This window comes from Paenibacillus sp. FSL K6-1096 (assembly GCF_037977055.1).
GTDB lineage: Bacteria > Bacillota > Bacilli > Paenibacillales > Paenibacillaceae > Paenibacillus_AQ.
In genome coordinates, this window is sequence record NZ_CP150274.1 from 6348706 (window position 1) to 6375631 (window position 26926).

Consider the following 26926-nt stretch of genomic DNA (forward strand, 5'->3'; position numbering starts at 1 on the left):
GTGGTGAATCCTATGCTGAAAGTACTGTTTGCCGATGACGAGCCGCTCATGCTGGAAGGGCTGCGGTTCCTGGTGGACTGGGAGGAATTAGACTTTGAGATCTGCGGCGAAGCGCTGGACGGCGAGGATGCGCTGCAGCTTATTCAGAGCCGGCATCCTGATCTGGTCATCACCGATGTGCGGATGCCGGTCATCGACGGCCTTGAGCTTATAAGGAGATCCTCCGAATTGGGGAGCGGTCTGCATCCTAAGTTTATTATCTTCAGCGGCTATGCCGATTTCGAATATGCCAAGCGGGCGCTCAAATACGGGGTGTCCAATTATCTGACCAAGCCGCTGGATGAGCGGGAGCTGACGGAGGCGCTGCAGACGGTCAGTGAGCAGATCCTCCAGGAACGCAGAAGCTCAGCGCGGCGCGAAGCCCTGGCGGCGCTGATGCAGGCGGATACAGTAGCCAGGCTGCTGATGCGGGAGAACACAGCGGAAGAGCTGGCGGACGGGCTGAAGACGCTCGGCATCGATCCCCGGTCAAGGGTATGCTGTGTCCTGGTTCATGGGGCGCAGGCTGACAGTGCCCGGATGCGCAGCCGTCTTACCGGCGTAAGCGGCCAGGAAGCGCTGCGCGGTATCGCCGCCTATCCGTTCAACGCCGGCAGCCGCAAGCACGGATATCTGCTCGTATCCCCGCCGGCAGGGCCGGTGCTTGATCCGGCTGCGGTGAACCGCTGGATCGATGACATGCGCCCGCTCTACGATTCGCCGGTCCAGTTCACAGCCAGCAGACAGCATCAGGGCGCGGATTCGCTGAATACAGCCTATCATGAAGCACTGGCAGCCGAATGCTGCCGGAAGGAGGAGGGCGGCGGTGCAGCTGCCTGCTTCTTCCAGGAGCCGGAGATGAGCCGGATAGCGAGACTTCCGGCGGAGCTGAGAAGCTCGCTGCTTGCCGCCGTTACCGGGGGCAACCCTGAAGATCTAAGCGCGAGGCTCCGCGATGTATTCAACATTTTCGCGGCAGAGGTAGCCTCAAGCGCCTGGATCGACGGCTTCCTGGCCAACATCAAGGCCGAGCTGCTCCGCGAGATCGCTGCCCGGGGAGGAGACTCCGCCGTATGGGCGGAGAAGTGGTTCCCGCCCCGCTACACCGCCTCCTGTCTGCCGCATCTGGAGCGGCAGACAGAGGAGGAGCTGGGCGAAGCGGCGGCATGGTTCGCTGCTGCTGCTGAGGCCGGCGGCGGGGAGGACCGGATGATGTCTGCGGTCACCGGCTATGTCCGGGAGCATTATCAGGAGAAGCTGAAGCTGCAGGATATTGCGAAGGCGCTGCATGTCAATCCGGCTTATCTGGGACAGCGGTTCAGGAAGCATTACGGCAGCTCTTTTAACGACTTCCTGCATGAATTCCGCATTGAAGAAGCCAAGAAGCTGCTGCGCCGCACCGATATGGGGATCACGGAAATTGCCAGCAGGGTCGGATATTCGGACGCCGATGTGTTCACTGCCAAGTTCAAGGCGCTGAACGGGGTTACGCCTTCAGGATATAAGAAGAGTTAGACTTTAGGGGAGGGAACTGCATGAAGGAACCAAGGAAGCCCTCTGCCTTCATCAACGATATTCCGCTGAAATACAAGTTTCTGTTCATCTATTTAATGTGTGTGCTCCTGCCGATTCTCGTCATTAATGCCCTGTTCTACGTACAGATCAGCCGCAGTGTGGAGGTGCGGGAGCGGGAGAATCTGGTGATCTCCGTGGACCGTGTTGCCTATGACCTGATGCAGATTGTGAACGAATGCGTAGCGATCAGCAATACGGTTGCGGCAGACCGTCCATTCATGGATATGCTGGATTATCCTTACCCGGATAACGAGGCTTACTATGACACTTACAATGATTATCTCAGAGACAAGCTGCGGCAGTACAGCAACCTGCATTCCTATATTTATTACATGGGAATCTACACGTCCAATCCAACTATCCAGAACGGCAGCAGTTACTTCAGTCTGTCAGAGGAAGACAAGAACAGTGAATGGTACCGCCGAATCTCCGGCAGCCCCGACAACGTGCTGCTGACCTCTTATCAGGGGACGAACCCGCTGAATCCGCCTCAGCAGGAGGTATTTGTCAGCCTGATCCGCAGGCTCGATAACTTTACGGGGCAGCCCTACTCCAAATATTTGCGGATCGACCTGCGGCTGAGCAGCCTGCAGGAGCTGTTCGCGAAGGAACGCAATTATCTCGGGTTCAAGCTGCTGGATGAGCAGAACCGCGTGGTGCTGGCCTCCGACCGCTCTTACTCTTCTCTGGATGCCAACGCCTTGCTGAAGGTGGATAACAGTCTGGATCAGCCTTCCGGTCAGATTGTCCATACGCTGAGCAGCGCGTCCTTTACTGAAGGCTGGCGGCTGGTCGGAACGCCGGAGGGCCGGGAGACGAATCAGGAGATGAGCCGGGCGCTGCGGCTGTCGCTGATTCTGGCCCTGTGCACGATCATTATCCCCACCCTGCTGATGATGGTGGTTATCCGCTCCTACAATCTGCGGATAAGATTGCTCTACAAGCATATGAAGCTGGTCAAATATGAACAGTTCGAGAGCATCGATATGTATGAAGGGAAGGACGAAATCGGCGGGCTGATCCGCAGCTTCAATCTGATGACCGGCAAAATCCGCAATCTGATCAATGACGTCTACAAGCTGGAAATCCAGAAGAAGGACCTGGATCTGGAGCGCGTGCGGGCGGAGCTGAAATATCTGGAGAGCCAGGTGGACCCTCATTTCCTGTTCAATACGCTGAATGCCATCCTCGTCATATGCAAGAAATACAAGTATGAAGAGGTGACGGATGTCATCCGCAATCTGGCGCTGATTATGCGCAGGCTGCTGAGCTGGAAGGACGATCTGATCACGGTGGAGGAGGAGATTTCATTCATCGAGATGTATCTGCAGATCGAGAAATTCCGCTTCCAGAGCCGGTTCTCCTATGAGCTTGCGGTTGACCCTGCGGTGCTGAAATACCGGATTCCCAAGATGAGCATACAGGCGCTGGTGGAGAATTCCTGTAAGCATGGCCTGCAGTCGGTCAAATGGGCCAGAACCATCCATGTCTCTGCTACAAGGGTGGACACGGGGCTGTTAATTACAGTGGCTGACAACGGCAAGGGGATCGAGAAAGAGAAGCTGGAATGGATCTTAAATCATCTGGACACGGAACAGGATTCAGGTAAAAATGTCGGTCTGCGCAATGTATACAAACGCTTGAAGCTGTATTATAACGGCAGAGCCACCTTCAGCATTGAGAGCACCGAGTACGAACGGACTGTGATAACCATCCATATCCCGGATGACCTGAGCCTGGTTCCTGAAGTGGAGGAATCTCATGTATAAAGTGGTGCTGGCGGACGATGAGACGCTTGCGTTAGAGGGGCTCCGGACACTGACAGACTGGGAGGAGCTGGGCTTCGAAATCTGCGGAGCCTGTGAGAACGGGGAGGAGGCACTGGCTGCCATTGTGCAGCATTCCCCTGACCTCGTAATAACCGATATCCGTATGCCGGAGATTGACGGGCTGGAGCTGATCCGGCGTGTACGCGCGCTTGAGATGGAGCAGCCGCTGTTCATCGTGCTTAGCGGCTACGGTGAATTTGAATATGCCAGAACAGCGATCCGCTACGGCGTCAGACACTATCTGCTGAAGCCGGTGCTGGATGCGGAATGGGATAAGGTGCTGGCGGACATTACGGATGAGCTGGAGATGAGCCTGAGACAGAAGCTGCAGCAGAGTATGCTTGCCAGCCGTCTGTTGCCGCTTGTCATTGCCCGGATGCTTGAAGGCCATCTGGCCGAGCCGGAGGAGGAGGCAGCGGAGCAGATGGACCGCCTGGATGAAGCCGCGGCCGGCTGGACCTACCTGCATGTGGAGGGTCCGTGCGGCTATGTGTCCGCGCTGTGCCGCGAGCTGGCAGGTCCGGCCGGGGCGCTGTTCATTGACCTGTCCGGCGATCAGGCCGGGCTGGTCGTGGAGAGCACGGCAGATACGGCCGGACTGGCAGAGCAGATCTATGCGAGGCTGAACCGGGAGGGCGTGAAGGGCTCGGTCAGCATCGGGCCAGGCGTGCGTTCCCTGCGCGAGCTGCCTGTGTCCTACCGGGAGGCGGCCGGGGCCGCAGCCCGCCAGTATTTCTATGCGGAGAGCAGCGGTCCGGTGGATACAGCCAGCGTTAGCAGCGGCCCGCAGGGCTATACCATGCCCTCCACGGAGCAGGTGGGGGAACTGATCGGCGGGGTGGAGCGGCTGCATGAGCAGAAGGCGCTGGAGCTCTTAAGCGGGATGTTCCGGGAATTCCGGGAGAACCGGACGGCGCCCGGCGTGGTCCAGATGACCAGTATGGATATTATGCTGAGAAGCATGGAGCTGCTGAAGGAATTCGGGGGAGCGGACGATCAGTGGATCGCTTCGCTGGATTTTTTCAGAACCGAGCCCAAATCGCTTGAAGCCCTGCAGGCGGCGGTCGAGGCTGTGCTGATTAACTGCATGAACTTCATCCGGCAGCAGAAGGAGCGCAGCTCAGAGCATCCGCTGACCCGGGTCGAATGGTTCCTGAAGGACAATTATGCCAAGCATCTCACGGTAAAAGAAATTGCCGAGCAGTTCTACATCAATCCGGTGTATCTGGGCCAGGCCTTCATCAAGAAGCATGGTGTCAGCATCCTGGAGTACATCCATAATCTCCGCATTGAAGCGGCCAAGAAGCGGCTGACGGAGACCGGCGATACCGTGAGAAGTATCATGGAGAGTGTGGGTTATGTGCACTATCATCATTTCTTAAGAGAGTTCGAGAAGCGGACGGCAATGAAGCCGGTGGCCTTCCGCGAACAAGCCCAGGCCGGGCAAGAATAGTGTCCATTTATTTATTGAGGGTCCATTTGTTTACTTTGGTGATGGTAAACGCCTTCAAATGCGTTATGATAGAACTAGCTGTCCCAAATATTAGTATTCACAGGAGGTTAGAGAGAATGAATCAGAACCGCAGCGAAATTCCTGCCTTGCATGACATGTTCCGGGATGCTTTCAAGATTGGAGCCGCCGTCAGCACCCCTATTATTTCCGCACAGGGCCCTTTCATTGCGAAGCATTACAACAGCATCACCGCCGAGAATGAGATGAAGCCGGCCCTTGTGCAGCCGCAGGAAGGGGAATATACCTTCGAGTCGGCGGACCGGATCTTTGAATTCGCGGAGGCGCACGGGATCGGCGTCCGGGGGCATACGCTTCTGTGGCATAATCAGACCGGGGACTGGATGTTCCAGAATGCGGAAGGCGGGCCTGCCACCAGAGAGCAATTGCTTGCCCGTCTGCAGACCCACATCAATACGGTCGCAGGACGTTACCGGGGGCGGGCCTATGCCTGGGATGTGGTTAATGAAGCGATTGAGGACAAGTCGGACCAGTACCTGCGCGATACGAAGTGGCTGCAGATTATCGGCGAGGATTATCTGCGCCAGGCGTTCGAGATGGCTCATCAGGCGGACCCTGACGCGCTTCTGTTCTACAATGACTATAATGAGACCGATCCTGTCAAAAGCCAAAAGATCTATAAGCTGGTCCGCAGCCTGCTGGACCAGAATACGCCGATCCACGGCATCGGGATGCAGGGACACTGGAATATCTACGGCCCGTCCATTGACGAGATCCGCAGCGCGCTTGAGCTGTACGCTTCGCTGGGGCTGAAAATCCACATTACCGAGCTGGATCTCTCCGTGTTCAACCATGACGATAAACGCACGGATTTGAAAGCGCCAACAGCAGAAATGCTGAAGCTGCAGGAGGAGCGTTATGCTGAGATTTTTGCCGCGCTGCTTGAATACAAGCAGGCGATTGATTGTGTAACCTTCTGGGGCGTGGCTGACGATTACACCTGGCTGGACGGCTTCCCGGTCCGCGGCCGCAAGAACTGGCCGTTCCTGTTCGATGAGCAGAAGCAGCCCAAGGCTTCCTTCGGCCGCCTGGCCGCTCTGACGGCTACGCAATTATAATCAATCCACTACTAATCCTGACCTGGAGGAAATCATATGACATACCAACTGAAGCAAGCAGCCGGTAAGGTTCCGCCGCACGGCAATCCGCTGGTGGCACACAGATACGGAGCCGATCCTTATGCCCTGGTGTACGGGGACAGAGTCTACCTGTACATGACCAATGATGCGCTGGAGTACGATGAGAACGGCGCGGTGAAGGAGAATTCTTACAGCAGTATCAATACGATTACCGTTATCTCCTCGGCCGACCTGGTCAACTGGACCGATCACGGCCCGATTGCTGTGGCTGGCCCGCAGGGCGCGGCCAAATGGGCGACCCAGTCCTGGGCACCGGCAGCGGTCCACAAGGTAATTGACGGACAGGATAAATTCTTCCTGTACTTCGCCAACAATGCCAGCGGCATCGGCGTACTGTCCAGTGACAGTCCGGTGGGGCCATGGGTGGACCCGATCGGGGAAGCCCTGATCCTGCGCTCGACCCCTGGAGTCGAGGATGTAACCTGGCTGTTCGATCCTGCAGTGCTGGTTGATGATGACGGGAAGGGGTATATCTATTTTGGCGGCGGGGTGCCGGAAGGACAGTTCGCCGAGCCGGGCACCGCGCGGGTGATGCCGCTTGGCGACGATATGACCAGTGTAATCGGAACGGCGCAAGTCATTCCTGCTCCGTTCATGTTCGAGGATGCCGGCATTCATAAATGGAACGGCACGTATTACTATACTTACTGCTCGAACTTCTATGACGGGGAACGCCCGGAGGGCAGCCCTCCAGCCGGTGAGATTGCTTATATGACAAGCAGCAGTCCCATGGGACCATGGACATACCATACGACGATTCTCAAGAATCCGGGACATTTCTTCGGCGTATCCGGGAACAATCACCATGCCATTTTCCAGTTCCGGGACAGCTGGTACATTGCCTACCATGCCCAGACCTTATCCAAGGCCCAGGGGATTGCGAACGGCTACCGCTCCACGCATCTTAACCGCCTGGCCCACAATGAGGACGGGTCCATTCAGGAGATTCACGCGGACTACGAGGGCGTGCCGCAGCTTGGCAGCCTGAATCCGTATGAACGCATCCCGGCGGCAACAATGGGCTGGAGCGCAGGCGTGAAGACCGGATACCTGGGTGAGGGCGGAGTCCAGGCCGTTACGGATACGGAGAGCGGCGGATGGATTGGCTTGTCCGGGGTAGACTTCGGCAGCGGAGCAGACGCATTCCAGGCTACGGTCCTGGGACTGGAGGCAGGCGGCGTGCTGGAGCTGCATCTGGATGACCCGGCCGGCCCGCTGATCGGCAAGCTGCCGGTTCCGGCGGCAGACGGGCCGCAGGAATGGGTTGAGCTGAAGACGGAGATTCAGGGAGCGGCGGGAGTCCATGCTCTCTATCTGGTATTTGCAGGAGAGAGCGGCAAGAGCTTGTTCAAGCTGGCTGACTGGCAATTCACTGCACAGCAGAACTAACATCAAGGAGGCGGCATATTGAATACAGCCATCATTACCAATCCCGTGATATGGGCAGATGTACCGGATGTGGATGTGATCCGGGTCGGCCCGGTATTCTATATGGTCAGCACCAGCATGCACTCCATGCCGGGCTGTCCGATTATGAAATCGGTGAACCTGAAGGACTGGGAGATTGTAAGTTATGTCTTTGATACCTTCGAGGATGATCCGGCCTTCCGGCTGGAGGACGGTGAAGACATCTATGGAGGCGGCTCCTGGGCTGCCTCGCTGCGATACAAGAACGGAATCTATTACGTATGCTTCTCCTCCAATAATACGGACCGGTTCTACATCTACCAGACCCGGGATATTGAGCATGGACCGTGGGAGCGTGCGGTCTTCCCGGACCTGTACCATGATCCGGCCCTGCTGCTGGATGAGGACGGCCGCAATTATGTGATCTACGGGAACGGGGATATCCGCATCCGGGAGCTGAACGAGGACCTGACCGGATGGATGCCCCGCGGAACGAAGCAGCTGCTGCTGGAAGGCGAGCGGGAGGGGATCATGCTGCGGATGGAAGGCTGTCATGCCCATAAGCGCGGCGGGTATTATTACCTGTTCTTCATTGAATGGCCGTCAGAGGGCAACATGCGCAGACGCCAGCTGTGCTACCGGTCGCGGGAGCTGCTGGGTCCTTACGAGCGCCGGGTCATCCTGGACGATAACATCGGCTACCAGAATCGCGGTGTAGCGCAAGGCGGGCTGGTGGATACAGAGGACGGTGACTGGTATGCTGTGCTGTTCCAGGATCACGGGGCGGTTGGACGCGTTCCCTGCATATTCCCTGTCAGCTGGGAGAACGACTGGCCGGTAATCGGGGATGGCGGCAAGGCTCCGGTGACCTTCGGGACGAAGCTGCCTGCCGGGGAGCCGAAGGAGCTTGTAATCAGCGATGAGTTCGACTATTCGGAGAACCGGCTGGCGCTTCAGTGGCAGTGGAACCATAACCCCGACAACACGCTATGGTCGGTTACGGAGCAGCCGGGCTGCCTGCGGCTGCGCACAGGGCGGACCGCAGACAGTGTCGTAGCCGCGCGCAATACGCTGACCCAGCGGACCTTCGGTCCGGCATGCAGCGTAGAGACGATGCTGTACCTGGAGGGGATGAACGAGGGAGACCACGCGGGCTTGGTTGCTCTTCAATCCGGGTACGGCACGGTTGAGATTATCGCCGGAGAGCAGGAACAGTTCTCTGTGAATATGTGTGTCACCGGTGACAACGGCCCTGGCGTAGTAGAGAGTATCCCGTTCACAGGCCAGCGGATCTGCCTGCGGATTGACTTCAACTTCAGGGATGGTGTGGACGAAGCCACGTTCTTTTATTCCGGGGACGGGGAGGTCTGGCACCCCATCGGACAGACGCTGCATATGGAATATTCGCTGGATCATTTCATGGGCTACCGGATCGGCTTGTTCAATTATGCGACCCGGAAGCCCGGCGGCTATGCCGATTTCGGTTATTTCCATTTCAGCAGGCAGGATTAGGCCCGGGGCTGGAAGCGGGAAGCATATTCGCTAGGTGTCATGGATGTATTCTGCTTGAAGATACGTCCGAAATAGGTCAGGCTCTCGAAGCCGACCCGGAAGGCGATCTCCTGAATCGGATACCGGCGAAGCTGGAGCAGGCGGCTGGCCTCATGCACCCGCAGCATATTGATATATTCAATTAGGGTTTTGCCGGTATTCTTCTTGAACAGATGGCAGAAATAGTTGGGCGTCACGCAGCAGATCCGGGCGGCAGCCTCCACACTCAGCGGTTCATGGAAATGGTTGCTGAGGTGGACCAGCAGCGGCTCGATGCCGGTCTCCGGACGGTCTTTCTTGGCAGGCAGGGCTTTGAACTCCGCCATGGGATAAGCAAGACCCATGGCGGAGAACAAGCCGCCCTTAATACATAATTCATATCCGAAGCTTTTGCTCTGATAGCTGTGTACAATATGTTCAATAGCTGCTCTGATCTGTGGGGTCACCGGCTGGTCTGCAGAATAGAAGGCCGGCAGCCGGAGCTCGCCGCTGAGAAGCGGCCGGATATGCTGAATTTCAGTATGATCTCTCATCCCGTTCAGCAGCGCCTCGTTATAGACCACGGCATACAGCTCGCTGCCGTCCTCTGTCGGATAAGCCGCATGAATCTGCGGCCGGCTGACGAAGGCCAGCTCCCCCTCTGCCAGAACTCTGGAATGAGGGCCGACCTGGACGCGGAAGCTGCCCCGGGTCACGAGAATCCACTCCAGGTGCTCATGCCAGTGGGGCGGGATAATGCTGCGGTCGGGAAAGCAGATATGAAACACATTCACCGGAAACAGCTCTTCCGGCATTTCGGTATGCTCTTTTTTCCACGGATAAGGCTTGTCCTCGAAGGTTGCTTCCATCGTAATCCCTCCACAAAAACGTAATATCGTATGATAGATGCGTATTTTTATGTGTAGTAACGCGGCTTGGCACTCTTTATACTGTGGTTGCAACCTTATTATAGAACTGTTGGAGGGATCGCGCTATGTTTCTTGAACAGAACGGCCGGCTGATCAGAGAATATGACCATGAGAGGGTCTGGATAGAGCCGTGGGGTGCGAATTCGCTGCGAATCCGCGCATCCTATGCGGAGATTACCGATGAAGCGTGGGCGCTGCTGCCTGCACCGCAGACTCCCGGCAAGATAACGGTCACTAAAGAGCGGGCAACCATCGTGAATGGAAAGATCCGGGCGGAGATTACGGAGAAGGGGCAGATCTTCTTTTACAACCAGCATGGCAAGCTCTTGCTCAACGAGACCGAAGATACGTATCAGTTGAAATATGGCGGCAGAGAGCTGGCTGCGGTGCCGGGGAGCAGTGATTTCTCCGTGAAGCTGCGTCTGGAGGCGGACCCTAACGAGAAACTGTTCGGGATGGGGCAGTACCAGCATTCCTTCCTCAACCTGAAGGGCTGCTCCCTGGAGCTGACTCACCGCAACAGCCAAATCAGTGTACCTTTTGTGCTGTCCAGCAGCGGTTACGGATTCTTATGGCATAATCCGGCGGTCGGACAGGCGCATTTCAGTCTGAATGTGACCGAATGGACCGCCCCTTCGTCCAAGCAGCTGGATTACTGGATCACCGCCGGGGATACTCCTGCCGAGATCGAAGAAGCATACGCCAAGGCGACGGGAACCGTGCCGATGATGCCGGATTACGGCATGGGCTTCTGGCAATGCAAGCTCCGCTACCGCACCCAGGAGGAATTGCTGGAGGTAGCGAGAGAGCATAAGCGGCGGAAGCTGCCGATCGATGTTATCGTCGTTGATTTCTTCCACTGGACAAATCAGGGGGACTGGCGGTTCGACCCCGAATATTGGCCTGACCCTGAGGCGATGGTGCGGGAGCTGCAGGAGATGGGCATTGAGCTGATGGTCTCGGTATGGCCGACGGTGCAGACGGAGAGCGAGAATTACCGGGAGATGCTGGAGAAGGGGTATCTGCTCCGCTCCGACCGGGGGGTCCGCACGCAGTTCCAGTTCCTGGGGCAGAATGCGATTTTCGATGCGACCAATCCTGCGGCCCGCCAGTTCCTGTGGGGACTGATCAAGCAGAATTATTATGACAAGGGGATCAAAATCTTCTGGCTGGATGAGGCAGAGCCGGAGCTGACGGTCTACGACCATGATATTTACCGCTACCACATCGGCTCCAGCAAGCAGATTGGGAACCTCTATCCGATGCGGTACAGCCAGACCTTCTATGACGGAATGACCGCTGCCGGACAGGAGAATATCATCAACCTGGTCCGCACCGCCTGGGCAGGCAGCCAGCGTTACGGGGCGCTCGTCTGGTCCGGGGATATCCACTCCAGCTTCAAGGTGCTGGCGATTCAGGTGCGGGCCGGGCTGAACATGGCAATTGCCGGTATTCCCTGGTGGACAACCGACATTGGCGGCTTCCATGGCGGCAACCCGGCCGACCCGTCCTTCCGCGAGCTGATGGTCCGCTGGTTCCAGTACGGCGCGTTCTCGCCGGTGTTCCGGCTGCACGGAGACCGGCAGCCGTTTGTGCCGCCGACCGGTACAAGAGGGGGCGGTGTATGCGGCAGCGGCTCGGATAATGAGGTGTGGAGCTACGGGGATGAGGCTTACGCCATCTTCAAGGAATTCATGCAGATCCGGGAGCGGCTGAAGCCGTATATCCGTGGGCTGATGCAGGCGGCCCATGAGCAGGGGACCCCGCCGATGCGCCCGCTCTTCTATGATTTCCCGCAGGACCCGGACGCCTGGAATGTCGAGGACCAGTACATGTTCGGTCCGGATCTGCTGGTCGCCCCGGTACTGGCCGAAGGGGAGCGGACCCGCAGCGTATACCTGCCGTCCGGCGCACAGTGGACTCATGTCTACTCGGGCGATACCTATACCGGCGGACAGGCCATCGTGGTCGATGCGCCGCTGGAGCAGCTTCCGCTCTTCGTGCGGGATGGCGCCCCGCTGCCGATTCTCGGCGGAGCTGAAGAATAAGGGTAGTGTGAACAAGAGCAGCGATTCTCCGGCGGAGGGTCGCTGCTCTTGGTATTGGAGCCACGTGTATGCGGGAAAGCGAGCTATAGGGGCGTGTGCGGGAGGCAGATGTGTGCTGAAAGGCGAACACATTGGACGTGGCGAAGGTGCGAGGGGCGAATGTATGCGAAAAAGCGAACACATTGGAAGTGGCAGAGGCGCGAGGGCCGAATGTATGCGAAAAAGCGAACACATTTGGCGTAGCGGAGGCGCGAGGGCCGAATGTATGCGAAAAAGCGAACACATTTGGCGCAGCAGAGGCGCGAGGGCCGAATGTATGCGAAAAAGCGAACACATTCGGCGCAGCGGAGGCGCGAGGGCCGGATGTATGCGAAAAAGCGAACATATTGGGCGTGGCGGAGGCGTGTGGTTCAATTGGCCCATCCGGTGAGTGGGATCAGCCCCCGCGGAGCCCCCAACTATTCACATCGCCCGGCCTACGCCTACGCCCTAACCCGCCCCTACTCCCCCTCCCGCCCCTGCGGCTCCCGGGAGTTCAGCTTCTCCCGGTAGGCCCGGGGGGAGAAGCCGGTCAGCTGCCGGAACTGGCGGCAGAAATGCTCGACATTCGCGTAGCCGCAGAGTGCGGCGATCTCGGCGATCTTGTGCTGGCCGTAGCCCAGCTTCTCCTTGGCCAGGCGGATGCGGCAGTGAATGACATCCTCCATGCAGGAGATGCCGAAGGTGGATTTGTAGATGGTCTGCAGATAGCCTGCGCTGATATGCAGATATTCGGCCATGGAGGACACGGTCCAGGGATGGCCGGGATTGCTGTATAAGGTCTTGCGCAGCTCCAGCAGGTTGTAGTACTGCGGCGTCAGCTTATCCTGGGTCGCCTCCGAGAGCTTGTTGAACAGGATGCGGAACAGGTAGTCGATGGACAGCTCGCGGTAATCGTTCTGGAAGGAATTCTCCAGGGTCAGCAGCTGAAAAAGCTGATGGCAATAGCCGGGGTCAGGCAGCGAGAACGGCTTGGCGATCGGCACAACGCTTTCCGTGATGTATGATTCATCCGCATCGAAGCGGACCCAGTCGTTGACGTACTTTTTGGCGCAGGCCCGGTAATAGATGTTATGTCCAGGCGGGTACAGGACTGCCGAGTGTGCCGGATATTCCTTAAGCTCTCCGTTCACCTCAAATTGCGCCGGGGTCTGGGTCAGCACAAGAAGCCAGGCTTCCAGTCCCTCGGGTATGCTGTAGACGAAGTTCGCAGTATGCGCAGCATCGTATTCCACGTAGTGTATTGTGGGCATTGGCTTCTCCTTTCTTTGGATAGATCAAGTAATGGTCAGTAAACATCATTGTTAGAATTTCGCTGAATCTCTATAATTTGTAGTGAACATGAAGATACATCCTGAAATATAACAGAATATTAAGAATTTATGGTTATGAGAAATTATCAATAGGAGAAAGGTTGTTGCTTAATGATACCACAACAGGGCGAAGAGCGGAATGATATCCTCTGCTATACCCGGCTGCCGCAGGAGGATATCGTGTATGCTCCGAAGCTCGCGCACAGTATGCATCTGGCCTACAGTGAAGACGGCCTAAACTATCAGGCACTGAACCATAACTCTGGAGTTCTGTTCGCCAAGGCAACCGAGAATGAAGACGGGACACTCCGGGCCAAAAGCCTGAAGCAGCCGTATCTCTTCCACACAGCGGACGGGTGCTTCGGCGTCGTAGCCGTGCGGACCGAAGCCGCAGGCGAACCCGATGAAGAGAGCAAGGGGAAGGTGCTGGTATTCTCGTCCCGGGACCTGCTGCAATATACGGAGCTTGGACTGCTGGAGCTGAGGGCCGATACGCATGTGAGCGATGTTGCCTGCACCTATGACTTCGAGCGTAAGGTGTACCGGATTCACTGGACTGATGAGTCGGGCCAAGCCTATGAAAATACAATTGCCGATATTCTAAGCCTGACGGGCATTTCTGCCCCGGAACAAGCACAGCCGCTCACGGCAAATACAATATCTGCAGATATCGAAGGCATCCTGCCGCGCAATGTAATCTCTGTACCCGAAGAGATTGGCCGCAGACTCCGCTTCAAGCTGACGGTTCCTGAGAACGTGGCCGTGGTTGTGCCGGACCGTGTAAGCGCAGCTTCGCCAGAAGAACTGAAGGCAGTCCGGGCGACTGCACTATACAGTGACGGCACTCAGGCCACTAAACGGGTGAACTGGAATACGGACGCCATTGATTGGGACAAGGCTGGCACTTACAAGATTACAGGTGAAATTCATCAGGACCACTACCCGTTCCCGATTGCCCTGAACCGGGCAGACCCTTGCATTGCGAAATGGAAGGGGAAATATTATTTCATCGCGACTAATGATGCCGATAAGGAACATACGCTGTATATGAGGGAAGCGGATACGATTCCCGGGCTGGTTACCGCTGAGGAAGCGCTGATCCTGGACTCCTCCACGTATGAAGGGATTGGCGGCCTGCTGTGGGCGCCGGAGCTCCATATCATAGAAGATGAGCTGTACATTTTCCATGCCGCTACACCCGGCGAATTCTTCCATGAGGAATCGCATGTGATGAAGCTGAGTCCGGGCGGGAACCCCATGAATGCTGCCGACTGGTCGAGGCCCTGCCGGGTAGTGAAGAAGGATGGCAGTTATCTGTGTGAAGCAGGCAAAACCATCTCGCTGGATATGACCGTCATCCGCTGGAATGGTCAGCTCTACGCCGCCTGGTCGGAGCGCCAATTCCTGCCGGTAGATCTTGGAGCCTGGGTCTATATCGCAACGATTGATCCCAAGGAGCCGTGGAAGCTGACCAGTGATCCGGTGCTGCTGACCCGCCCGGATTACGGCTGGGCCAATAACCATACCTTCGTGGATGAAGGTCCGTTCGCCCTGTACACCGATGAGAAGCTGTACCTGACCTTTGCCAGCGCGGCGGTGGATGCCACCTATGTCGTCGGCCTGCTGACCGCTGACAAGGGTGCTGACCTGCTGGATATCCGCAGCTGGACCAAGGGCAACTATCCGCTGCTGACCTCCAGAAGCGTTCCGGGGGAATACGGGCCTGGCCATAATTCCTACGTGACGGATGATGACGGGGTGATCTGGAACGCCTATCATGCGAGACCGGGGATTCAAGGCCCGCGCAGCTCCGGCCTGCGCCGTGTGCATTTCGACATTGACGGAGCACCAGTTCTGGATCTCACCGAGGAGAAGGATTTGAACCCTCAGCTGAAGCAGGTATCCATGGAAGTGAACGTAGGCTAGACCAGCCGGCCGGACCGGCCTTATAATCTATATTGAGATATACACCAAGAACCCTTGACCCGTGATTATACAGGCCGGGGGTTTTTTGTTTCACTTGCATTGTCTTTTCGCCATACGGGACTGCCTGGAAGGGCAGCCGACTACCATCACAGGGGAGTGAATCCGGCATGTACGGGATAATCATTGTTGACGATGAAGTGTTTGTCCGTAAGGGCCTGATCGAGATGATTGACTGGGCGGCCAGCGGCTTCGAGATTATCGGTGAGGCGGATGACGGGGAGGATGCGCTGGAGCTGATCCGCGCCAAGCGGCCGCAGCTGGTGATTACCGATATCCGTATGCCGATTCTGGACGGCATCGGGCTGATTGAAGCGGTGACGCAGGAGCAGCTTTGCACCAAATTCATTATTATCAGCGGATATAATGATTTCCGGTATGCCCAGCAGGCCGTGCGGTTCGGGGTGCTGGATTATGTACTGAAGCCGATTGATGAGCAGGAGATTGTGAAAGCGCTTAACAAATTCCGCGAGGAATTCACTGCCCGGCAGCAGCTCCAGGACCGGCTACAGCTGCATGAGGGGGAGAAAAGGATGGAGGCGCTGCTCCGGGGCGAACCCATGGACCCTGTGCTGGAGGCCTGGGAGCAGCAGTGGACGGCGGCCGGGGCAAGCCAGTTCACCTATGTCCTGCTGGAGATCAATAATGTGTTCCCCTGGAGCGGGAAGCAGCTTCCAGGGAAGGCGGAGATGAAGGAAGCCATCCGCCAGATGGTTCGTGATATCACTTCAGAGTCACCCCTGGTCTATGAACACCGGCGTTTCTTCGGCTACATTGTGCCGGACCATTATCTGCGGCAGCATAACGGGGAGCTTCGCAGCTTCCTGGCGGAGTGCCTCAGCCGGCTCTGTGGACGCTTGGACATAAAGGCCGCAGCCTATGCGGGTCGTCCCGTCAGCACGCTTAAGGAAATGAAGCACTCCTACACCTGCGCCAAGGAGACGGCAGAATTCAAATACGCCATGCCTGATCATCCGGTTCTCCTATTCCCGGACATTGCCGGGCTTGAGCTGAAGTACATTCATCCCGGCCCTGAGGGTTCCCGCGCCTGGGTGGAGGCCATTGAAGAGAACAACACCGGGAAGCTGCTGGAGGCGATTGACCGGCTGTTCGCGGATTTCCGGGAGCATATGGTCTCGAAGGAAGCGATGAAGGCGGTTGCCGTCCAATGCGTCCACAGTGTACTGCACACCATCCGCAGTATGGAGGGCGATGAGAAGCAGCTCGCAAGCCTGGTTCCGATGATGAACTGGTATGATCACAATATCACCCTGGATGAGCTGCGCTCTTTGTTCGAAGCCTTCTCGCTGGAGGCGGCAGAGCTGATCCAAGGTCTATACCAGAGCTATGGAACCGGCGGCTTGCACAGAATCAAGTCTTATGTAGACCGGAACTTTCATGAGAATCTGAACCTGAAGCAGATTGCGGGCCAGTTCTACATGAATTCGGCCTATCTGGGCCAGGTGTTCAGGAAGAACTATGGCATGTATTTCAACGAATATCTGCTTCAGCTGCGGATCACGGAAGCCAAGAAGCTGCTGCGGCAGACTGATCTGCGGATCTATGAGATTGCCGAGCAGGTCGGCTTCAGGAATGCCGATTATTTCGTCACCCAGTTCGAGAAGCTGGAGCAGAGAACACCTACCGAATACAGAAACCGGATGGGCCACCGTTAAGGCCAGGAGGGCTGCTGCATGAAGCTGTTAAATAACATCCGGCTCAGGGACAAAATGTTTCTGATCTATTTCCTCGGTGTCATCGCCCCGATCCTTGTCACCAATATCATCTTCTACAACATCATCACCGGCAATGTGCGGGAGCAGCGGATCAAGGACATCGACCTGGCGGTCGAGCAGATCAAGAACGAGTTCCGGCTGATGGTTGACCAGGCGGTCGGGCTGTCCTCCTATTTCTATGCCGACTACAAAACCAATGAAGTGCTCAATATTGATTTTACGAACACAGAAGATTATGTGGAGGCCTATGACCTCTATTTGCGCTCCACGCTGAACAACTACTCCCCGTTCTCTTCCTCGCTGCAGAACAAGACTCTCTATGTGGATAATCCCACCCTGCTGAATTCGGGGAACATCGGCCTCCTGTCCAGTGAGGTCCGCGAGACCGGCTGGTATAAGCAATGGATGCAGGAGGCTTCGTCCCAGCCGATGTTCGTGCGGATTGATGATGCAGACGGCCGTTTCCAATCTTTTTCGGTGCTGAGGAGGATGGATTACTTCGCGGACCGGATGGACAAGGAGAAGCTGGTGAAAATTGACTTCAAGACGATCGATCTGATGGAGGTGTTCGCCAATCTGAATGTGCAGGGAGATATGTACCTGGTGGGTCCGGAGGGCCGGATTGAATATACAACGAATCCTTCCGTGAATTGGAAAGGGGGAGACAAGCAGCTCTATTCCGCCCTGAAGACAGACCGGGTGATCCGGTTCGAGAAGGAGTACGGGAGCATCAGCTATCTGTCCGGCTGGAAGGTTGCGGGTACGATTAACGAGAACGAGATTATCAAGGAGGTGCTGAAATCCCGCCATTTCATCCTCTGGTCAGCCTGCCTGATGCTGATTATCCCCACGATCATCATTCTGTTTATCACCCGGTCGGTGAATCTGAGAATTATCGAAATCCTGAAGCATATGAAAAAGGTAAAAACCCAACAGTTCCAGACCATCATGCACGGCGAGTCACGCGATGAGATCGGCCAGCTGACCCTGGAATTCAACAGTATGATTATGCAGATCAAGACCCTGATCCAGGATGTGTATCTGACGGAGATTCAGAAGAAGTCGCTCGAGCTGGAGCGGCGGAAGGCACAGCTCAATGCACTGCAGAGCCAGATTAACCCCCACTTCCTGTTCAACGCGCTGGAGACCATACGTATGCGCAGCCTGCTTAAGCATGAGCACGAGACCGCCAAAATCATCCAGAGCATGGCGATGATCCTGCGCAGCTCGCTGACCTGGAATAAGGAGTGGGTGAGCGTGGAGGAGGAGCTGGGCTTCATTCTGTGCTTCCTGGACATCCAGAAGTACCGGTTCGAAGACAAGCTCAGCGTTCAGATTGAGGTGCAGCCGGAAGCGCGCACATGTGTCGTGCCCAAGATGGTGTTCCTCCCCTTCGTGGAGAATGCCAGTATACATGGTATCGAGCCGCTCAAAAAGGGCGGAAGCATGGACATCCGCATTGCGGTGGAAGGGCCGGAGATCGTATTCACGGTGCAGGACAACGGGGTGGGCATGAGCAGCGGGCAGGTGGATAAGCTGTACAGCTACCTGAAGCTGGACGGAATTATCGGCGAGCGGATCGGCATCCAGAACGTCATCTACAGGGTTAAAATGCTGTACGGCGAGCAGGTCACCTTCAAGGTGGACAGCAGCCCGGGCAAAGGAACGAGGATCGAGCTGAGGATTCCGCCGAAACCATAGTTTTCAAAGGAGAAGCCATAATTTCATGGGTAACGGAGGATTGAAAACGCTTTTATACTGGGAAAGTAATACATCAGCATACAAAAGGGGGAGTAACAGCAATGCGCAAAACCAAGAGATTCTGGCTTCTCAGTCTCACGGCAATCCTCTCATTATCAATGATTACTGCATGCTCCGGCACGAATAACAAGGCCAAGGAGACCACGGGGAAGACGGAGCCGTCCAGCTCGGCCGCTGCCACGGCCACGGCGGAAGCCAAGCAGGATAAGGTGACCTTCAAAATCTTCAACGGGGTAGCCGGCTCCAAGGACGGAAATACGAACCAGACCACCATCGGCAAAATCCTTGAGGATCAGACCGGGGTGAATTTCAAGCTGGAATTCGTCGTAGGCGACCTGAACACCAAGATCGGGACGATGATTGCCGCCAACGATTACCCGGATGTGCTGATCCCGGATGCCGCGATCGAGGAAGTGCTGAACGCAGGCGCGTTCATTCCGCTGGATGACCTGATTGAGGAGCATGGCCCGAATATCAAGCGGGTATATGGCAAATCGCTGAACCAGATGCGCTCCAAGGACGGTAAAATCTACTTCCTGCCGATTGCCGCGCAGGTGAATGACTTCATCCCTGAGCCGGAGGCGGGAGCGGGCTTCTGGGTCCAGCGCCGGGTGCTGGAGGAAGCCGGCTATCCGAAGATCAAAACTCTGGATCAATATATAGAGCTGATCAAGAATTACCGCGACAAGCACAAGGATGAGAATCTGACCGGGATGGTCTCCCTGACGCATGACTGGAGATTTTTCGCCACCTCGAACCCGCCGATGCACCTGATGGGCTACCCTAACGATGGTAATGTTACGGTCGATACGAACACCTGGGAAGCCAAAACCTATGCCGGTGCAGACTCCACCAAAAGGTGGCTGAAGGCGCTGAATGACCTCAACGCCGCCGGTCTGTTCGACAAAGCCTCCTTCGTCGATAACTATGATCAGTATATCGCCAAATTAACGTCCCACAAGGTGCTCGGCTTCTTCGATTACCGCTGGCAGGTAGACAATGCGCTGAATGTGCTGAAGGATGCCGCCCGCAAGGACCCTTCACTGGACGGCTACAATTACTTCCCGCTGCCGGTAACTTTTGACGAAGGAACACCGGATGCCTATCTTGATCCTCCAGGTGGCCTCGTCACCAACCGCGGAATCGGGATTACGGTCAGCGCCAAAGATCCGGTCCGCATCATCCAGTTCTTCGACAACATGCTGACCGAAGAGAACCAGACGCTGATGTCCTGGGGCATCAAGGGCGAGACGTATGAAGTGAATGAAGAAGGCCGCTACTACCGGACACAGGAGCAAATCGACAAAATTGATGAGCCGTTCAGAGAGAGCTTCGGCTTCAAGTATTTCAGCTGGAACTGGCCGATGTACAACGCCACCTCCACCCTGGCCGACGGCAATGCCAAGAATGTAGCCAGCCAGCCGGAAGTATTCCAGATGACGCTCACGGACAAGGATAAGTTCATACTCGACAAATATGGCGTGCAGACCTACAGCCAGCTGTTCGCTGAGCCGGTGCCGCGTCCGTACTTCCCGGCCTGGGGCTTCACCAAGGAGCAGAATTCCCCGGAACAGCTGTGGGAAGCCAGCAAGGATGAGCTGACGAAGAAGTATTTCCCTAAGCTTGTGCTGACCACCCCGGACAAATTCGATTCCGTCTGGGAGGAATATATGAAGGAATTCGGCAAGCTGGATACGGCCGGATATGAGAAATGGACGACAGAGCAGGTCAAAGCGAAGGTTGAACTGGCGAACCAATAAGAGGAGGACGGGAGAGGCCGGACCTGCACCGCCGGTGCCGGTCTTTCCCGGTTGCCGCCTGGCCCGCCCGGTGTTTGGAAGGAGAGAACACGGATGAATAACAATACAGTACCAGCCATGCCCCGCCCGGCGGAGAACAAGCAGCAATCCGGCCGGATGAGGCTGTTCTTCAGGAAGCTGTACCAGCAGCGCGCGCTCGCTGTGATGTCTGTCCCTTTTCTGATCTGGCTGATTATCTTCAAATATTTGCCGCTATGGGGCTGGAGCATCGCCTTCCAGGATTACAAGCCGGCCAAGAAATTCATGGAGCAGACCTGGATTGGCTTCGAGCATTTCAAATTCCTGTTCGGGGATGACCGGTTCCTGCGGGTACTGCGCAATACACTGGCGATGAGCTCGATTAATCTGTTTTTTGGTTTCGTCACTGCGATTACCCTGGCCCTGCTGCTGAACGAGGTGCGCAATATCGCCTTCAAGCGGGTCGTACAGACCGTCAGCTATCTGCCGCACTTCATCTCCTGGGTGGTTGCGGCCAGCATTATTCAGACCACATTGTCACCGGATGGTACGATCAACCAGCTGCTGGTGGGACTTGGCTTCATTGACCGCGGCAATGAGATTCTTTTTCTGGGCATCCCGGAGTACTTCTGGACGATCTTCGGCGCCAGCTCGGTCTGGAAGGATATCGGCTGGAATACGATTGTGTATCTGGCGGCCATGACAACGATTGACCCTACGCAGTATGAAGCTGCCGAAATCGACGGGGCGAACCGCTTCAAGAAAATGATCTACGTCACGCTCCCGGGCATCAAATCAGTTGTGATTGTCCTGCTGATTATGAATATCGGCTATCTGCTGGAATCGGGATTCGAGCCGCAGTATCTGCTGGGCAACGGCATGAATGTGGACTATTCCGAGAACATTGACATATTCGTCCTGAAATACGGTATTGCCCAGAGCAACTTCTCTCTATCCATCGCAGCGGGCATGTTCAAGACGGTGGTCAGCTTCATTCTGCTGTTCCTGGCGAACAATGCTGCGAAGCGCATGGGCGAAGCGAGACTGTACTAGAAAAGGAGGCACAGGTATGCCCAGGATCAGCTCTTCCATCGGCGACCGCTTGTTTGTCATCTGCAATTACACCTTCATGGTTATACTCATGATTGTGACGCTCTATCCGTTCATTAATGTGCTGGCCGTTTCGCTTAACAGCGCGCAGGATTCGATCAAGGGCGGCATCTATTTGCTCCCGAGAGAATGGACGCTGGCGAATTACAATTACATTTTCAAGGAAGCTACGATCTTTCATGCCACGTTCATCTCTGTGCTGCGGACCGTGATCGGCACGGTAGTGACTGTCTTCTGCTCGGCGATGCTCGCGTATACACTCAGCAGGCAGGATTATGTGCTGCGCAAGTTCATCACGATTGCCTTCATTATGACGATGTACTTCAACGGCGGCCTGATTCCGAACTATCTGCTGATCCGCGATCTGGGCATGGTGGGCAGCTTCTGGGTCTACATTCTCCCGGGAATCATCGGTGTGTTCAACCTGATCATTATCCGTTCCTTCATTGAAAATCTGCCGGAGAGCATTATCGAATCGGCGAAGATTGACGGGGCGGGCGACTTCAGAACCTTTTTCAGCCTCATTCTGCCGCTGACGGTGCCCGTGCTGGCTACGGTGGCGCTGTTCTCGGGAGTGTTCCAGTGGAATTCTTGGTTCGATGTGTTCCTCTACAATTCCTCGGATGAGAAGCTAAGCACTCTGCAATATGAGCTGCAGAAGATTCTGCAGAACTCTAACACTACCACCGGCACCTCGTCGCTGGACGGGATGATCCAGGGGGCAACCGGAGGGCAGCAGAACGCGGTCACGCCGATGTCTGTCCGGGCCACGATGACGATTGTCGCCTCGGTGCCGATTATTATGGTCTATCCGTTCCTGCAGAAGTATTTCGTGAAGGGTATGATGGTCGGCGGGGTAAAAGGTTAGCTTGTCTATATTGTATACAACCGTGTTTCACATAGCAGGAATTACTTTAAGGGGATCGTATGCCGGGTGTACTTGGTATGCGGTCTTTTCTATTAGGTTTGTATACATGGTTATAGCAATATAGAGCAGATTCATTTAAAATGTCCATATGACATACAAGAAAGAGGAGGATTTCTCATATGGAATATCATGTTGCAATGCAAGGGAGCGATCAGGCTCCCGGTACGGCGGATAAGCCCTTCCGCTCCATCTCCCGCGCCGCGGCGCTGGCGGAGCCGGGAGATACGGTAACCGTTCATGCGGGTACATACAGGGAATGGGTTAGCCCGGCTAACGGGGGGACAGAGGAGCAGAGGATTGTATATCAGGCTGCCGGGGACGGGGAAGTGGTCATCACAGGCGCTGAGCCTGTAGCAGACTGGCAGGATGAAGGCGACGGGGTCTGGAGTACAGCGGTGCCGAACAGCCTGTTTGCGGTGCGTAATCCTTTTAAGGAGAAATTGTATGGCGACTGGCTGTTTGAAGGGGCGTTCGAGCCGCATCTGGGCGACGTCTATCTGGACGGCAAATCGCTGTATGAATGTGATAGCGTTACCAAGCTGCATGATCCCCAGGTATGGCCGCAGGCCAAATACGCGGAGGATTCTCTCCTGCAGTGGTATGCGGAGGTCAGCTCCAATGCTACTAAAATCTGGGCGAACTTCGGGGGCAAGGACCCCCGGCGGGAGAATGTGGAGATCAGCGTGCGCCCTTATTGCTTCTGGCCGGAGCAGACCGGACGGGGTTATATAACCGTCAAGGGCTTCACGCTCCGCCAGGCGGCTCCGCAGTGGGCACCGCCAACGGCATTGCAGGAAGGGCTGATCGGCCCCCATTGGAGCAAAGGCTGGATCATTGAAGACAACCACATCTGCGAGTCCAAATGCACAGGGGTGAGCCTGGGCAAAGAAATCTCAACCGGGCACAACGAATGGTCAAAGGGCCGGATGAAGGGCGGGACGCAGCGGGAGCAGGAGGTTATTTTCCGCGCACTCCGTAAGGATTGGCATAAGGACAACATCGGCTGCCATATCGTCCGCAATAATGTGATCCATGACTGTGAGCAGGCCGGAGTCGTCGGCCATTTGGGCGGGGCCTTCAGCCAGATTGTCCAGAACCGGATTTATAACATCCATCATAAACGGATTTTTCATGGGGCAGAGGTTGGCGGAATCAAGCTTCATGCGTCGCTGGATACCCAGATTAGCGGGAATGTGATTTATAGCTCCTACCGGGCGTTGTGGCTGGACTGGCAGGCGCAGGGCACCCGGATTAGCCGGAATGTGTTCTACGACAATCTGTCCGAGGACTTCTTCATGGAGGTCTGCCACGGTCCTTATATGGTCGATCACAACCTGTTCCTGTCGCCGATGAACTTCCGCAATATGGCCCAGGGCGGCGCGTTCGTCCATAATCTGTTTGCCGGCCGGTTCGTGGTGCGTCCCGAGCTTACCCGCTATACACCGTACCATATGCCGCATGAGACGGCGGTCGCCGGGTACAGCAATATCGCGGGCGGGGATGACCGGTATTATAACAATATCTTCCTGCGTGATGAGGACACGGACAATGAGGTCGTGCCGATGACGTTCTTCGAGCATCTGCCGCTTGCCCCGCGGGAGCAGCTTAACGATAACGGTGAACGGGTGATGGACGGGATTCCTGACAACTCCCGCTGTTATCTCCATCCGGTAGGATTGGGCGGCTACAATGAGCACCCGAATGCGCTGGATAAGCAGTGGTGGGAATTCACCAAGGAAGAGATCAAGGCGCTGATTGATTCCGGGAAGCCGTTCCATCCCGAGCAGATGCCTCTTCCTGTAGCTGTACAGGGCAATCTGTATCTGAAAGAGGCGGTGCCGGGTACACATGAGCCGAATGCGAAGATCTATGCCGACCAAGGCATTGAGATTGAGGTGGATCCGGCCTCCGGCAAGGTGCAGGTGCATATTGTGAACCCTGAGCTGCTGCGGGCCGCAGCGCCTACGGTAGTGACTACGGATCTGCTGGGCCGAAGCTATCACGCCGAGATGCGCTATGAGGAGCCGGATGGCTCGCCGTACCGGTTCGACCGCGACTTCTTCGGTAAGCAGCGCCCGGACTCAAATGTGACACCAGGACCATTTGAGCTGACGGAGGATAGTCCGGTGAAGATTGTGTTGTAGAGGTTGGAGGAAAGCCTGTCCCTGGGGACAGGCTTTTGTGTTTTTTAAGGAAGGATACTCTCTCCACGAAGGCGGGGAACCGGATGTGTGCGGGGCCGAGCGGACCGAATGTATGCTGAAAACAGTATTCAATGGGCTGTGCGTGGGCGAGTGGGCCGAATGTATGAAATGATCCTAACAGATCTCTGCCTATAAAGGGATGGGAGACTTCCATATAATAGAAGAAGCTTGAAATGATTAGAGTCGAATGGAGTTGAGGAGATGAAGGCAGTTCATGAGAAGTATACAGACACCCCGGAGAATTTCAACACCGTTCATGCCTTTTTAAGAAAAATGGTAACTTTGACGGGGAAGCTTCAGACTTGGGAATTTGTCAGATTCGAGTTCTGGAAACGGCACGAAGCGTCCAAGAGTGCAGACCCTGATTTCATGGAAAATAATGCACACCTATGGAGGAATGAAGCCGGTGAGATTACAGGCCTGTTCATTTCCGAATCCGGGGGCAGCTTCTTCAGCATAATGGTCCACCCGGGTTACCCGCATCTGGCGGACGAGATGGTCGCATGGACCCGGAAGGTATGGGGCGAGGGGAAAAAGAAACTCAACACGGATTGCTATCCCTATGGTGTGGAGGTTCAGGCTCTATTAGACCAGGGATTCGTTCAGGATTCCCATATCGGGAATACAAGAAGATACGATCTTGTGCATACTGAGTACACTTTGAACCTGGAAGAAGGCTTCTACATCAGGTGCATGGCGGAAGGGGCAGACGATGAAGCCAAAAGCGAATTAATAGAACAGGTTTTCTCTCCGGCTGATCCTATCCCGGTAAAAACTGAGTACTGGAGAAAACATTTGCCCTCCTATGATGCGGAGCTGGATTTTTCGGTAGTGGATGATAAAGGGAGTCCTATTGCCTTCTGTTTCGGATTCGTGGATCAGGATAACGGGATCGCGGTTATTGAGACGATTGGGACTCACCCGGATTACCGGCAACGCGGCTTCGGCAAATCTGTCATTTCAGCATGCTTCAACCGCCTGAAGGAGCAAGGTGTGACAACGGCATATATTACGGGGTTCTCTCCCGAGGCTAATGCACTCTATCAATCTCTGCACCCGGTGGAGATCATTCCAATTCATTCGTATGTGTATGAACGTCAAATCTAGTCCGTGCAGGCGCTAAAGATACATTTCCATGCTCCATATATATTTTTCTGCAACAGTTTCCTCAGCAGGATTTCGCACTTAGTTTATCGAATAAACAAAGTGTAGAGATATACATATAATCTATGAGAGGAATGAGCAGCATGGACACGAATCAGCAGAAGTATACAACACAAGCAGCGGGGTATGATCAGAAGAGAGAAGGGATTGAGCACGGGAAGATCCGCATGATTGAATACCCCTCTGCCACAGTAGGCAACACCCGGAAGGCCAGAGTCTATACGCCGCCTGGATACTCTAGCACAGAGAAATATAGTGTCTTGTATCTGCTGCACGGCATTGGCGGAGATGAAGACGAATGGTACACTCACGGCACGCCACAGATTATTCTGGACAACCTTTATGCTGATCACAAGCTGAAGCCCATGATTGTTGTATTGCCGAACGGGCGGGCGATGTTAAATGACCGGGCGGAGGGCGACATCTTCGCTCCTGATAAGCTGGAAGCCTTTGCAACCTTTGAGTCTGATCTGCTGAACGATCTCATCCCTTATATTGAAGCGAACTATTCTGTCCTGACGGACCGGGAGCACCGTGCGCTGGCCGGGTTGTCCATGGGCGGAGGGCAATCGCTCAACATGGGTCTGAACAACCTGGACCATTTTGCCTGGGTGGGGGCGTTCTCTCCGGCCCCGAACACGAAGGAGCCTGAGCTGCTGGTCCCTGATCCGCAAAAGGTAGCGGACGCGCTTAACCTGCTCTGGTTATCCTGCGGAGACCGGGACAACCTCAAATATGTCAGCGACCGCACCCATGCTTACTTCTTGGAACACAACGTGCCGCATATCTGGGTGGAAGAGCAGGGCGACCACGACTGGCCGGTCTGGAAGAACGGGCTGTATCAGTTCGCTCAGCTTATTTTTTAATTGGTGTAGGGGGCGCC

General features: G+C 55.6%; 18 protein-coding genes. 16 read left to right on the plus strand and 2 right to left on the minus strand.

Annotated features, from left to right (window positions below; genetic code table 11):
• The first annotated feature begins 12 nt into the window (after positions 1-12).
• The 6 genes from MHI24_RS27840 (at position 13) to MHI24_RS27865 (ending at position 9032) form a co-directional block, all read left to right on the plus strand.
• A complete protein-coding gene (locus tag MHI24_RS27840; RefSeq protein ID WP_340022786.1) occupies positions 13-1554 on the plus strand; it encodes a response regulator transcription factor in 1542 nt (513 codons plus the stop codon).
• A gap of 20 nt (positions 1555-1574) precedes the next feature.
• A complete protein-coding gene (locus MHI24_RS27845; protein ID WP_340022787.1) occupies positions 1575-3383 on the plus strand; it encodes a sensor histidine kinase in 1809 nt (602 codons plus the stop codon).
• A complete protein-coding gene (locus MHI24_RS27850; protein ID WP_340022788.1) occupies positions 3376-4896 on the plus strand; it encodes a response regulator in 1521 nt (506 codons plus the stop codon). The genes MHI24_RS27845 and MHI24_RS27850 overlap by 8 nt, the downstream gene beginning before the upstream one ends.
• 116 nt (positions 4897-5012) lie before the next feature.
• A complete protein-coding gene (locus MHI24_RS27855) occupies positions 5013-6032 on the plus strand; it encodes an endo-1,4-beta-xylanase (RefSeq protein WP_340022790.1) in 1020 nt (339 codons plus the stop codon).
• Between the two features lie 36 nt (positions 6033-6068).
• On the plus strand, positions 6069-7502 hold the full coding sequence (locus MHI24_RS27860) for a glycoside hydrolase family 43 protein (RefSeq protein WP_340022791.1): 1434 nt from the start codon (positions 6069-6071) through the stop codon (positions 7500-7502).
• 18 nt (positions 7503-7520) lie between these two features.
• A complete protein-coding gene (locus MHI24_RS27865; RefSeq protein WP_340022792.1) occupies positions 7521-9032 on the plus strand; it encodes a glycoside hydrolase 43 family protein in 1512 nt (503 codons plus the stop codon).
• Here MHI24_RS27865 and MHI24_RS27870 read toward each other — a convergent pair.
• Positions 9029-9919 carry an AraC family transcriptional regulator gene (locus tag MHI24_RS27870; RefSeq protein ID WP_340022793.1) on the minus strand — a complete coding sequence of 297 codons (891 nt, stop codon included), beginning with the start codon at positions 9917-9919 and terminating at the stop codon, positions 9029-9031. The genes MHI24_RS27865 and MHI24_RS27870 overlap by 4 nt on opposite strands.
• A gap of 125 nt (positions 9920-10044) precedes the next feature.
• On the opposite strand from MHI24_RS27870, the gene MHI24_RS27875 reads away from it, so the two are divergent.
• The gene (locus MHI24_RS27875) at positions 10045-12027 is read left to right on the plus strand and encodes a glycoside hydrolase family 31 protein (protein WP_340022794.1); all 1983 of its coding nucleotides are present in this window, start codon (positions 10045-10047) and stop codon (positions 12025-12027) included.
• A 500-nt stretch (positions 12028-12527) separates the two neighbouring features.
• Here MHI24_RS27875 and MHI24_RS27880 read toward each other — a convergent pair whose 3' ends face one another.
• Positions 12528-13319, minus strand: a complete 792-nt coding sequence (locus MHI24_RS27880; RefSeq protein WP_340022795.1) for an AraC family transcriptional regulator — start codon at positions 13317-13319, stop codon at positions 12528-12530.
• A gap of 171 nt (positions 13320-13490) precedes the next feature.
• Here MHI24_RS27880 and MHI24_RS27885 point away from each other — a divergent pair, with 171 nt between their 5' ends.
• From MHI24_RS27885 to MHI24_RS27925, 9 genes are all read left to right on the plus strand, one after another.
• Positions 13491-15305 carry a family 43 glycosylhydrolase gene (locus tag MHI24_RS27885; protein WP_340022796.1) on the plus strand — a complete coding sequence of 605 codons (1815 nt, stop codon included), beginning with the start codon at positions 13491-13493 and terminating at the stop codon, positions 15303-15305.
• A gap of 167 nt (positions 15306-15472) precedes the next feature.
• Positions 15473-17038 carry a response regulator gene (locus MHI24_RS27890; protein ID WP_340022797.1) on the plus strand — a complete coding sequence of 522 codons (1566 nt, stop codon included), beginning with the start codon at positions 15473-15475 and terminating at the stop codon, positions 17036-17038.
• An 18-nt stretch (positions 17039-17056) separates the two neighbouring features.
• Positions 17057-18799: a sensor histidine kinase gene (locus MHI24_RS27895; protein WP_340022798.1), complete on the plus strand. Its 1743-nt coding sequence runs from the start codon at positions 17057-17059 to the stop codon at positions 18797-18799.
• Between the two features lie 101 nt (positions 18800-18900).
• On the plus strand, positions 18901-20619 hold the full coding sequence (locus tag MHI24_RS27900; protein WP_340022799.1) for an ABC transporter substrate-binding protein: 1719 nt from the start codon (positions 18901-18903) through the stop codon (positions 20617-20619).
• A gap of 117 nt (positions 20620-20736) precedes the next feature.
• The gene (locus tag MHI24_RS27905) at positions 20737-21690 is read left to right on the plus strand and encodes an ABC transporter permease subunit (RefSeq protein ID WP_340026819.1); all 954 of its coding nucleotides are present in this window, start codon (positions 20737-20739) and stop codon (positions 21688-21690) included.
• A gap of 16 nt (positions 21691-21706) precedes the next feature.
• A complete protein-coding gene (locus MHI24_RS27910) occupies positions 21707-22615 on the plus strand; it encodes a carbohydrate ABC transporter permease (protein ID WP_340022800.1) in 909 nt (302 codons plus the stop codon).
• A 179-nt stretch (positions 22616-22794) separates the two neighbouring features.
• Positions 22795-24819, plus strand: a complete 2025-nt coding sequence (locus tag MHI24_RS27915; protein ID WP_340022801.1) for a right-handed parallel beta-helix repeat-containing protein — start codon at positions 22795-22797, stop codon at positions 24817-24819.
• Positions 24820-25080: 261 nt separating this feature from the next.
• Positions 25081-25986, plus strand: a complete 906-nt coding sequence (locus tag MHI24_RS27920) for a GNAT family N-acetyltransferase (protein WP_340022802.1) — start codon at positions 25081-25083, stop codon at positions 25984-25986.
• A gap of 140 nt (positions 25987-26126) precedes the next feature.
• Positions 26127-26909: an alpha/beta hydrolase-fold protein gene (locus MHI24_RS27925; protein ID WP_340022803.1), complete on the plus strand. Its 783-nt coding sequence runs from the start codon at positions 26127-26129 to the stop codon at positions 26907-26909.
• Positions 26910-26926: the final 17 nt, after the last annotated feature.

Coding starts and splice junctions, on each gene's coding strand:
- MHI24_RS27840 (WP_340022786.1), top strand. CDS start 13: ATGCTGAAAGTACTGTTTGCCGATGACGAGCCGCTCATGCTGGAAGGG.
- MHI24_RS27845 (WP_340022787.1), top strand. CDS start 1,575: ATGAAGGAACCAAGGAAGCCCTCTGCCTTCATCAACGATATTCCGCTG.
- MHI24_RS27850 (WP_340022788.1), top strand. CDS start 3,376: ATGTATAAAGTGGTGCTGGCGGACGATGAGACGCTTGCGTTAGAGGGG.
- MHI24_RS27855 (WP_340022790.1), top strand. CDS start 5,013: ATGAATCAGAACCGCAGCGAAATTCCTGCCTTGCATGACATGTTCCGG.
- MHI24_RS27860 (WP_340022791.1), top strand. CDS start 6,069: ATGACATACCAACTGAAGCAAGCAGCCGGTAAGGTTCCGCCGCACGGC.
- MHI24_RS27870 (WP_340022793.1), bottom strand. CDS start 9,919: ATGGAAGCAACCTTCGAGGACAAGCCTTATCCGTGGAAAAAAGAGCAT.
- MHI24_RS27875 (WP_340022794.1), top strand. CDS start 10,045: ATGTTTCTTGAACAGAACGGCCGGCTGATCAGAGAATATGACCATGAG.
- MHI24_RS27880 (WP_340022795.1), bottom strand. CDS start 13,319: ATGCCCACAATACACTACGTGGAATACGATGCTGCGCATACTGCGAAC.
- MHI24_RS27885 (WP_340022796.1), top strand. CDS start 13,491: ATGATACCACAACAGGGCGAAGAGCGGAATGATATCCTCTGCTATACC.
- MHI24_RS27890 (WP_340022797.1), top strand. CDS start 15,473: ATGTACGGGATAATCATTGTTGACGATGAAGTGTTTGTCCGTAAGGGC.
- MHI24_RS27895 (WP_340022798.1), top strand. CDS start 17,057: ATGAAGCTGTTAAATAACATCCGGCTCAGGGACAAAATGTTTCTGATC.
- MHI24_RS27900 (WP_340022799.1), top strand. CDS start 18,901: ATGCGCAAAACCAAGAGATTCTGGCTTCTCAGTCTCACGGCAATCCTC.
- MHI24_RS27905 (WP_340026819.1), top strand. CDS start 20,737: ATGCCCCGCCCGGCGGAGAACAAGCAGCAATCCGGCCGGATGAGGCTG.
- MHI24_RS27910 (WP_340022800.1), top strand. CDS start 21,707: ATGCCCAGGATCAGCTCTTCCATCGGCGACCGCTTGTTTGTCATCTGC.
- MHI24_RS27915 (WP_340022801.1), top strand. CDS start 22,795: ATGGAATATCATGTTGCAATGCAAGGGAGCGATCAGGCTCCCGGTACG.
- MHI24_RS27920 (WP_340022802.1), top strand. CDS start 25,081: ATGAAGGCAGTTCATGAGAAGTATACAGACACCCCGGAGAATTTCAAC.
- MHI24_RS27925 (WP_340022803.1), top strand. CDS start 26,127: ATGGACACGAATCAGCAGAAGTATACAACACAAGCAGCGGGGTATGAT.